Here is a 9,905-nt window from a genome sequence, read left to right as displayed (position 1 = left end):
GTTCGCGATCGCGGGACCACGGGGTGCCGAGGTGGGTGACGGTCACCGTGCGCCGACCGATCGGGAAACCGGTCGAAAACTGTCGGTGCCGCGGCCTAGTGTCGGTTGCGTGGGTGAGTCAACGGCGGAACCGGCACTGGTGCAGGCGAAGGCACTGGTGAAGCGGTTCGATGAGTTCGAAGCGGTCCGCGGCATCGACGTCGAGGTGCGCGCGGGGGAGTCGTTCGGCTTCCTCGGGCCCAACGGCGCCGGGAAGTCCTCGACGATGCGGATGATCGCGTGCGTGTCGCCGCGCACCGACGGTGACCTGCGCGTGCTGGGCATGGACCCGGACGTCGACGGGCCGAAGATCCGTGCGCGCCTGGGGGTGGTGCCGCAGGAGGACAACCTCGACGTGGAGCTGTCGGTGCGCCAGAACCTGCAGATCTACGGCCGGTACTTCGGGCTGTCGCGAGCCCACGTGCGGGCGAAGGCCGAGGAGCTGATGGAGTTCGCGCAGCTCAGCGACCGGGCGGAGAACACCGTCGACTCGCTGTCGGGCGGCATGAAGCGGCGGCTCACGATCGCGCGTTCGCTGGTCAACGACCCGGAGCTGCTGCTGCTCGACGAGCCGACCACGGGCCTCGACCCGCAGGCCCGGCACCTGCTGTGGGACCGGCTGTTCCGGCTCAAGGCACAGGGCACCACCCTGATCGTCACTACTCATTACATGGATGAAGCCGAGCAGCTTTGCGATCGGCTCGTGGTCATGGACGGCGGCCGGATCGCCGCCGAGGGCTCGCCTGCGGACCTGATCTCGCGGTACTCCACGCGTGAGGTCGTGGAGCTGCGCTTCGCGCCGGGCGAGCAGGTCGCGGCGGCGGCGGTTCTGGAGGGGCTGGCCGAGCGCGTCGAGGTGCTGCCCGACCGCGTGCTGCTCTACACGATGACCGGCGAGGCCACGCTGGAGCGCGCCCACGAACGCGGCCTGCGCCCGGTGTCGAGCCTGGTCCGGCGCAGCTCGCTGGAGGACGTGTTCCTGCGGCTCACCGGCCGGACGTTGGTGGACTGATGACGATCTCCGCGACGGGCCGCGTCGTCGGCTCCTGGCGTGGCGCGTGGTTGCGCGTCGAGGGCCACTGGATGTGGTACCGGCGCCACTGGGTGAGCACGCTGTACTCCACCGGCCTGCAACCGGTGCTGTTCCTGGCCGCGATGGGTCTGGGCTTCGGTTCGCAGGTGCAGGCCGGTCCGGCCACGGGCGGGGTGTCCTACCTCGTGTACGTGGCCCCGGCGCTGCTCGTGGCGGGCGCGGCGCAGCAGGGGGTGGGCGATTCGACGTACCCGGTGCTGTCGGGCTTCAAGTGGCAGAAGGACTACGTGGCGGTCACGGCCACGCCGGTGTCACCGGGCCAGCTCGTCGGCGCGCACTTCATCTGGTCGGGGCTGAAGCTCACGCTGGCCGGCACGATCTACGCGGTGATCGCCGTGTTCTTCGGCGCGTGGCAGAACTTCGGTGCGGTACTGGTGGTGCTCGTCGGCACGCTCACCGGGCTGGCGTGTGCCGCCCCGATGACCGCGCTGGCCGCGAAGACCTTCGACGAGGGGCAGCGGTTCGGCCTGCTGTTCCGGTTCGTGGTGATGCCGATGACGTTGTTCTCGGGCACGTTCTTCCCGATCACCCAGATCCCGGTGTACCTGCGCTGGCTCGCCTGGCTGTCGCCGCTGTGGCACGGCACGCAGCTGGCCCGCGCCGGCACCCTCGGCGGCGTCGGCGGGCTCGCGGTACTCGGGCACCTGGCGTACCTGGTGGCGCTCGTGGTGGTGGGCTGGGCGCTGGCCCACCGCTGGTTCTTCAGCCGGCTGGTGGCGTGATGACCGACGTGCGACTTCCCGAGTTCCAGCGCCGCGGGCTGCTCATCCGCGTGCTGCCGGCCGGCATGTACAGCGGCCGGGCCGGTGCGCTGATCGAGCGCGCTGTCACCGTCTACGGGCGGTCGTGGTCCATCCTGCTGTCCGGCGCGCTGGAGCCGCTCTTCTACCTGCTCGCGTTCCAGGTCGGCTTCGGCAAGCTCGTGCAGACCGTGCCGGGCCCCGACGGCCGGCCGATGAGCTACGTCGCCTTCGTGGCACCCGCGCTGCTGGCGTCCTCCGCGATGAACGGGGCCGTGTTCGAGAGCACGTACAACCTGTTCTTCAAGCTGCGCTACGCGAAAACGTACGACGCCATGCTCGCCACCCCCATCGGCCCCCTCGACGTCGCCCTCGGCGAAATCGGCTGGGCCATGCTGCGCGGCGGGCTGTACTCGGTCGCCTTCATGGCCGTCACCGGCGCGATGGGCCTGCTCACCTCGTGGTGGGCGGTGCTGCTCCTGCCGGTGGCGCTGCTGGTGTCGTTCGCCTTCTCGGCCATCTCCATCACGCTCGTGAGCTACCTGAAGTCGACCTCGCAGTTCGACTACATCCAGCTCGTGCTCATGCCGATGTTCCTGTTCTCCACCACGTTCTTCCCGATCACCGTCTACCCCACGGCGCTGCAGTGGATCGTCCGCTGCTTCCCGCTCTACCACGGCATCGAACTCATGCGCGGCCTCGCGACCGGCTACTTCTCCTGGAGCATGGCGGGCAACCTGGCCTACCTGCTCGCCCTGGCGGCCCTCGGCGTCTGGGGGTCGACGCGGCGCATCGCGAAACTGCTGCTGACCTGACCTGACCGCCGGCGGTCGGCTTGGCCGGAACGGATTCCCTCGACGGGTTCGGGACTGCGCGGGTTCAGGACGACGCGGGTTCAGAGCTGCGCGAGTTCAGGACGGCGCGAGTTCAAGACTTCGCGATCGCCACCAACAACTCCGCCAGCTCGTCCGGCGCCGTCACCATCGCCTCATGGCCGGTCGCCAGCTCGTGCACCGGCCAGCCCGACGCGGCGGCGCGTTCGGCGTGCGGCCGGAACACCCGCATCCAGTCCGTGCACTCCACGAACGCCGCGGGCACGCCGTCGCCCGCGCCGGTGAGGCGTAGCGGTTCCGTGTAGGTGAGCCAGGGGTGCGGCGTCAGCCGGGGGCCCAGCCAAGCGAGGTCGGCCTCGGCGGTCACGCCCAGCACGGTCAGCGACCGCACCGGGATCAGCCAGCCGAAGCCCGGGCCGGCCACGGACTCGCGGTAGTGGCCGGCCACCGTCTCGGGCAGCAGGTCGATCGCGGCTTCGCCGTCGCGGCCCGCGAAGGCGTCGAGGTACACGCGCGTACCGACGCGGTCGGGCACGCGGTCGGCGACGGCGGTCACGACCTGGCCGGCGTAGCTGTGCCCCACGAGCACCACGTCGCGCAGGTCGTGCGCCTCCAGCAGCGCCACGACATCCTGCGTGTGCGTAGCGAGCCCCACCGACGGGGACAGCAGGTGGGCGCGGTCGCTGAGGCCGGTGAGCGTGGGGGCGAACACGTCGTGGCCGGCGGCGCGCAGGGCGGGCGTGACGCGTTGCCAGGCCCAGCCGCCGTGCCACGCGCCGTGGAGCAGGACGAACGTGGTCATGAGACTCCGTTCTCGAAGAGCGCCAGCGCGGCCGCGGTATTCGACGCCGGCACGTGGTAGGTCTCGTGGATGCGCGTGATCCGCGCGTCCAGCGCGCCGCGCATCACCAGCCACATGATCAGCTCGACGCCTTCCGTGCCGGCCGCGGCGATGTACTCCTCACGCGTGAGCGCGGCGAGCGCCGACGGGTCGGTTTCGATCTGCGCCAGGAACTTGCGGTCGAACGGTGTGTTGATCAGCCCCGCGCGCGCCCCGGCGAGCTGGTGGGACATGCCGCCGGTGCCGAACACGGCGACGTCGAGGTCGGGCGGGAACGAGCGGATCGCGCGGCCGATCGCCTGACCCAGTGCGTAACACCGGGCGGCGGTGGGCTGCGGGTACTGGATCACGTTCACGAGCACCGGCACCACCGCGCACGGCCACGCGTCACCCGGGTCCGGGCAGTACACCGACAGCGGCACGGTGAGCCCGTGGTCCACGTCGAGCCGGTGGAAGGTCGCGATGTCGAACGAGTCGTCCACGAGGCTGCGCACCAGGTGCTCGCTCAGCTCCGGCGAGCCCACCACCGGCGGCACGGGCCGGCGGCCCCAGCCCTCGTCGGCCACCTCGTAGCGCTGCGCGGTGCCGATCGCGAACGTCGGCACCAGGTCGAGGTCGAGCGCGTTGGCGTGGTCGTTGTACACGATCACCGCGACGTCCGGCCGGCGCGCGGCCATCCACTCGCGCGCCGGCGCGTAGCCGTCGAACAGCGGTTTCCAGTACGGGTCGGCGGTTTTGCCGTGGTCCATCGCAGCACCGATCGACGGCACGTGCGAAGTGGCCAGCCCCCAGGTCACCCTAGCCAAAGTTCCGCCCTCCCGAACGCAGCGCCGCGGCGAACTCCTCGGCCGTCATGCCGGTGAACACGCCGCCGAGGTGCTGCATGGACTTCCCGTCCAGCATGGCCAGCTTGTAGGTGTAGAAGATGGACCCGCCGAGCTCGAGCATGCCGGTCCAGTCGCGGTCGAGGATCGCCTTCTTCTGCTCCGGCGAAAGCCCGAACTCGTCGCAGTAGGCGGCTTCGTCCGCGGAGAACCGCTGCCGGTTGCGTTCTTCCTTGAACGACAGGCACATCTTGTTCAACGCGTAACCGCGTCGGCTCGCACTGAGGTCGAGCAGGTAGTCGTCGCGGGCGCCGGTCATGCGCGCACGTCCAGCCGCGCGAGCAGTTCCCGGCGCCACGCCTCGGTTTTCGCCAGCTCGTTGAACGTGAACACGTGCAGCCCGGCGATGTTGCCCGGCACCGCGGCCAGCCGTCGCGCGAGTTTCGTGGGCTCGTAACCGTGTGGCAGCAGCAGCCGCCACACCAGGTTCTGCTGCTTGCGCAGGAACCGCGCCGACTGTCCCAGCCCGATCCCGGCCGAGATCCGCACGAGCTTCTGCCGGTTCACCGGCCCCGGCAGTCCGATGTGGACCGGAAGGTCGACGCCCGAAGCGGAGATCCCGGCGGCCCACGCCCCGGTGGCCGCGGCGTCGAAGCAGATCTGCGTGATCACCCGGGTCGCCAGCGGCGCCTTCTCGCGCAGCGCGTTGTCCAGCGCGGCGGCCGGGATGTTCGCGTGCCCCTCCGGATAACCGCCGATGCCGACCTCGGTGAACGGGTGTCCCAGCTCCGCCATCGCCAGCAGCAGGGAGTGCGCGTCCGCGAACGGGCCCGCCGGGTGCGGCGCGTCACCGCCGATCACGAACACCGAGCGCGCGCCGGCCTCGTCCAGGCGGGCCACCACGTCGGCCACGTGAGCGCGGTCGGTGAACTGCCGCGCGGCCAGGTGCGGCGCGACCTGGTAGCCGTGGCGCAGCAGGCGTTCGGTGAGGTCCAGCGTCGGCTCGAGGCCCTTCGCGTCGGTCACGGTCACCGTGAGCGGCACGGCCGGGGGCACGTGCTCCAGCACGTTCTGCTCGGTGCCGCGAAACGGCATCACCTCGTAGCTCATGGCCCGCACCACGTCGGCCGGACCCGGCCGGCGGCGCGGCGAGCCGGCGACCTCCTGCTGGGTGGTCATGCGCTGCCCTCGTCTCCTCGTGCCGGTAACACCCACCGACGACCAGTAGAACGAAGCGCGGGTGGGTTTTCGTCCGGCATCGAGACCGAGTTCACCGCGACAAATGACCTGGCCCCGCGCGGCGCAGGACGAATGACGTAGGCGAGACCGGTCGGCAAGACCTCACGATCGCGCGGTCACGCGCCTAGCGTCCCTTGCGGCGGCCCGGGACCGGCGCACGGCCCGCGGCCCTCCGGCGGCGCGCGACCGCCACCGGATCCCACACGCTGTCGCACGAGAACGGACCGCACATGAGCGCGAAAAGCCTGCAGGACGCCCTCGACCAGGCGGGGAACACGGTGGAGCTGCTGCGCGACTCCCAGATCGGCGCCTACATCTACCCGGTCGTGCCCGCCGAGTTCACCAACTTCCGCCGCGAGGTCACGGCCTGGCGTTCCACGGCGGTGCTGTTCGACCAGACCCACCACATGGTCAACCTGTTCATTTCGGGTCGCGACGCGCTGAAGCTGATCTCCGAGACCGGCATCAACAGCGTCGAGAAGTTCCCGGTCGACTCGGCCAAGCAGTTCGTGCCGGTCTCGCCCGAGGGCGGCGTGATCGGCGACGGCATCCTGTTCCGCCTGGCCGAGGAGGAGTTCGTGTTCGTCGGCCGCGCGCCGGTGGCCAACTGGCTCGCCTTCCGCGCGGAGCAGGGCTACGACGTGGAGCTGCGGCTGGACCAGCGCTCGCCTTCGCGCCCGTACGGCAAGCCGGTGACCCGGGACCTGTGGCGGTTCCAGATCCAGGGGCCGAACGCGTGGCCGGTGATCGAGAAGGTGCACGGCGGCCCGGTGGAGCAGGTCCGGTTCTTCCGCATGGGCCACCTGAACGTCGCGGGGGAGCGGGTGCGCACGCTGCGCCACGGCATGGCCGGCGCGCCCGGGCTGGAGCTGTGGGGCCCGTACGAGACCTACGACAAGGTCCGCGAAGCCATCCTCGAAGCCGGCCGCGAGTTCGGCCTCGAACCGGCCGGGGCGCGCGCCTACTCGTGCAACACGCTGGAGTCGGGCTGGATCCCTTCGCCGCTGCCCGCGATCTACACCGGCGAAGGGCTGCGGCCCTACCGCGAGTGGCTCGGCGCCCAGAGCTACGAGGCCACCAACGCGCTGGCCGGCAGCTTCGTCTCCGAGCGCATCGAGGACTACTACCTCAACCCGTGGGAGCTGGGCTACGGCTCGTTCGTGAAGTTCGACCACGACTTCGTGGGCCGCGACGCGCTGGCGGCCATCGACCCCGAACGGCAGCGGCGGAAGGTCACGCTCGCCTGGAACCCCGAGGACGTCGGCAAGCTGCTCACCTCGCCCGTGGATCCGGCCGGCCCCGGCTACCAGTTCTTCGACCTGCCCAACGCCAACTACGGCTCGTCGAACTTCGACTCCGTGCTCGACGCCGACGGCAACCTGCTCGGCCTGTCGCTGTTCACCGGCTACAGCGCCAACGAACGCGCCGCCCTGTCGCTGGCCACGATCGACCCCGACGTGCCGCTCGGCGCGGAGGTGCGGGTGCTGTGGGGCGAGCCCGGCGGCGGCAGCCGCAAGACCACCGTGCAGCCGCACGAGCAGCTCGCCGTGCGCGCCATCGTGAGCCCCGCGCCGTACTCGGCGATGGCCCGCGAGACCTATCACCCCGGCTGGCGCTCGGCCGCGCGGGTCTGAGCCCGCCGTGCGCGCGCGGACGGCGGCGGTTTCGCGGCACTGCCCGCCGGGGCGGGGCCGTAGTACGGTGTCCGAGGCCGTCGCCGGTGACCCCGGCGCGACCGGGAGAACTGGACGCGAGCGCCTGGTGGTGATCCGACGTGGTGCGACGGGGCGTCGGCTCGCTCGCGAACATCGACCTCAACCTGCTGGTGATCCTGCGGGAGCTGCTGCGCGAGCAGAACGTGACCCGTGCGGCGCAACGGGTCGGCGTGACCCAGCCCGCGGCCAGCGCCGCACTCGCCCGGCTGCGCCGGCACTTCGGCGACGACCTGCTCGAACGCACGCGGTCGGGTTTCGTCCTCTCACCGCTCGGGGAGCGGCTCGCGGCCGAGATCGAACCGGTGTACCTGAGCCTCGAACACCTCTTTTCGCCCGAACCGGAATTCCACCCTGAAGACACCGAGCGTGAATTCACGATTCTGACCAACGACTACGTCCTCGCGGCGTTCGGCGAACAGCTGTCGCGCACTCTCCACGCGGCCGCGCCCCGCGCGCGATTGAGCGTGAAGGTGGCCAAAGGCGAGCTGCCGGCGGACCTGCCGGAAACGCTGCGCGAAATCGACGCGATCATTTCCGCTCCGAAATCCGCGTTCAAGGTGGACGAAATCCGCGGGCAGGAATTGTTTCGCGACCACTGGTCGTGTGTGGTGGCCGCGGACAACCCGGTGGGCGAGGCACCGCGGCTCGCGGACCTGGAACGGATGCCGTGGGTGATCCCCAACCACCCCGACGACGGCTATCCGGCGAGTTCACCGCTTGCCCCCGTGCTCGCGCAGCTGAGCACCCAGCCGCAGGTCGCCGTGCGCGTGGACAGTTACCAGGCGACACCGTACTTCGTGGCGGGCACGGACCGCGTCGCCGTGATGCAGCAGCGGCTCGCCGGCCAGTTCGCCGACCGCGCCGATCTGCGCGTGCTGCCGTATCCCGGCGACGCGCCGCCGATCGTGGAAGTCCTGTGGTGGCACCGCAAGAACACCGACGAACGCACGCACACCTGGCTGCGGACCCTGCTCGCGAAGGCGGCCGCCGGGCTGGCTTGAGTCCGAACGGGGTATTCACGGCGGTTATGCGACGGGTGCAGACGATTTATTACCGACCGCCTTCGCCGGAGCCACATACTGGCAATCTGCGAAACGCGGTGAAGCACACGGCCCCAGCGCACAAAGGAGTGTGCCTTGTCGAAATCAACGACGAGCAGACCGATCATCGATGTTCTCCCCCTGATCGAGAACCAGAAAGCGGGGAGGTTCTGGACCGCGCTCTTCTCGGTGTCCTGGCTCGTCGCGTTTCTGGACGGCTTCGACCTCCAAGTCATCTCGTTCGCGGGCCGCTATCTGAAGAAATCGTTCGACCTCACCAACACGCAGCTCGGCACGCTCGGCACCGTCGGGGTCGTCGGCACGCTGGTGGGCGGGATCGTGATCGGCTACCTGGGCGACCGGGTCGGGCGCAAACCCGCCATCGTCGTGTCGGTGACCGGCTTCGGCATCTTCATGGTGCTGGTCGCCTTCGCGCAGAACTACCCCGAGCTGGTGCTGCTGCGCCTGGTCACCGGGCTGTTCGTGGGCGGCGCGCTCCCGCCGGTGTGGGCGCTGGTGAGTGAGTTCGCGCCGATCCGGATGCGCTCCACGTCGGTGGTGATCGTGATGGTCGGCTACAGCCTCGGCAGCGCGTCCGGCGGCCCGCTGTCCAACCTGCTGATCCCGCGCTTCGGCTGGCAGTCGGTGTTCCTCGTGGGTGGCGCGGCCTCGCTGGTGGTGCTGATCGCCGTGGTCGCGCTGCTGCCGGAGTCGGTGAAGTTCCTGGCGCAGAAGGGACTCGCTCCCGAGAAGATCGCGCGCACGCTGCGCCGCCTGCGGCCCGGGCTCACCTTGCCGGACAACGCCCAGTACGTGGTGGGCACGGAAGTCGTCGAGCGCAAGCAGTTCACGCCGGCGGCCCTGTTCCGGGGCCGGCTCGCGGTGATCACCGCGCTGGTGTGGGCGTCGTACTTCTGCTCCGCGACCGTGGTGTTCTACCTGACGTTCTGGGGCCCGATCCTCAACGAGCAGATCGGGTTCAGCGTGTCGGCGGCCGCCACCCTCGCCGCGGGCACCTCGGCGGCGGGCGCGCTGGGGCAGGTCCTGATCGGGCGGTTCATCGACCACCGCGGCGCCGGGGCCATCGCGTACATGCCGCTGCTCGCGGTGCCGTGCCTGCTCGTGATCGGGTTCGTGCACCTGTCCGCACTGGCCTACGTGGTCGTGCTGCTGCTGTCCAACGTGTTCATCATCGGCGGCCACGGCGGCGTGATCAGCGTGTCGGGCATCTTCTACCGGCCCGCGATCCGCGCCAACGGCGCCGGCTGGGCGACGTCGGTGTCCAAGCTCGGCGCGATGCTCGGGCCGTGGCTGGCCGGCGTGCTGCTGGACCACGGGCTCGACGCGAAGGACACCTTCTTCGTCTTCGCCGCGTTCCCGCTGGCGATGATGGTGCTGCTCATCGCGCTGGGCCGCATCCAGCGCCGCCTGCCCGCCACCGCGGACGGCTCCCTGCGGACGGCACCGGACGCCGGCGTGCCCGTGCCGGCTCCGGCGACCACGAAACCAGGCGTGTCCTAGAAATCCTCGGCGACAAGGGG

The 9,905-nt window shown here is 70.4% G+C and carries 10 protein-coding genes; 6 read left to right on the top strand and 4 right to left on the bottom strand.

What is annotated here, in order from left to right:
* Positions 1-109: 109 nt before the first annotated feature.
* The 3 genes from VSH64_RS23020 to VSH64_RS23010 are packed head-to-tail and all read left to right on the top strand — an operon-like array spanning position 110 to position 2,687.
* Positions 110-1,051, top strand: coding sequence for an ABC transporter ATP-binding protein (locus VSH64_RS23020; RefSeq protein ID WP_326837724.1), 942 nt, complete (start codon positions 110-112; stop codon positions 1,049-1,051).
* Entirely contained in the window at positions 1,051-1,854 is an 804-nt protein-coding gene (locus VSH64_RS23015; RefSeq protein WP_326837723.1) for an ABC transporter permease, read from the top strand. The genes VSH64_RS23020 and VSH64_RS23015 overlap by 1 nt, the downstream gene beginning before the upstream one ends.
* Complete coding sequence (locus tag VSH64_RS23010; protein ID WP_326837722.1) at positions 1,854-2,687, top strand: ABC transporter permease; 834 nt, start codon at positions 1,854-1,856, stop codon at positions 2,685-2,687. The genes VSH64_RS23015 and VSH64_RS23010 overlap by 1 nt, the downstream gene beginning before the upstream one ends.
* A gap of 112 nt (positions 2,688-2,799) precedes the next feature.
* On the opposite strand, the gene VSH64_RS23005 is transcribed toward VSH64_RS23010, so the two are convergent.
* The 4 genes from VSH64_RS23005 to VSH64_RS22990 are packed head-to-tail and all read right to left on the bottom strand — an operon-like array spanning position 2,800 to position 5,549.
* A complete protein-coding gene (locus VSH64_RS23005; RefSeq protein ID WP_326837721.1) occupies positions 2,800-3,507 on the bottom strand; it encodes an alpha/beta fold hydrolase in 708 nt (235 codons plus the stop codon).
* A complete protein-coding gene (locus VSH64_RS23000) occupies positions 3,504-4,343 on the bottom strand; it encodes a class III extradiol dioxygenase subunit beta (protein WP_456062100.1) in 840 nt (279 codons plus the stop codon). Before VSH64_RS23000 ends, VSH64_RS23005 begins: the two co-directional genes overlap by 4 nt.
* A gap of 1 nt (position 4,344) precedes the next feature.
* A complete protein-coding gene (locus VSH64_RS22995) occupies positions 4,345-4,689 on the bottom strand; it encodes a protocatechuate 3,4-dioxygenase (protein WP_326837719.1) in 345 nt (114 codons plus the stop codon).
* The gene (locus tag VSH64_RS22990) at positions 4,686-5,549 is read right to left on the bottom strand and encodes a methylenetetrahydrofolate reductase (protein ID WP_326837718.1); all 864 of its coding nucleotides are present in this window, start codon (positions 5,547-5,549) and stop codon (positions 4,686-4,688) included. The genes VSH64_RS22995 and VSH64_RS22990 overlap by 4 nt, the downstream gene beginning before the upstream one ends.
* Before the next feature lie 290 nt (positions 5,550-5,839).
* On the opposite strand from VSH64_RS22990, the gene ligM reads away from it, so the two are divergent.
* The 3 genes from ligM (at position 5,840) to VSH64_RS22975 (ending at position 9,885) form a co-directional block, all read left to right on the top strand.
* On the top strand, positions 5,840-7,243 hold the full coding sequence (ligM, locus tag VSH64_RS22985; RefSeq protein WP_326837717.1) for a vanillate/3-O-methylgallate O-demethylase: 1,404 nt from the start codon (positions 5,840-5,842) through the stop codon (positions 7,241-7,243).
* Positions 7,244-7,383: 140 nt separating this feature from the next.
* Positions 7,384-8,325, top strand: a complete 942-nt coding sequence (locus tag VSH64_RS22980) for a LysR family transcriptional regulator (protein WP_326837716.1) — start codon at positions 7,384-7,386, stop codon at positions 8,323-8,325.
* Between the two features lie 135 nt (positions 8,326-8,460).
* Positions 8,461-9,885: an MFS transporter gene (locus VSH64_RS22975; RefSeq protein ID WP_326837714.1), complete on the top strand. Its 1,425-nt coding sequence runs from the start codon at positions 8,461-8,463 to the stop codon at positions 9,883-9,885.
* Positions 9,886-9,905 lie beyond the last annotated feature (20 nt).

Source organism: Amycolatopsis rhabdoformis, assembly GCF_035918295.1.
In the GTDB taxonomy this organism is placed as follows: Bacteria; Actinomycetota; Actinomycetes; order Mycobacteriales; family Pseudonocardiaceae; genus Amycolatopsis; species Amycolatopsis rhabdoformis.
This window is presented reverse-complemented; position numbering and strand designations above follow the sequence as displayed.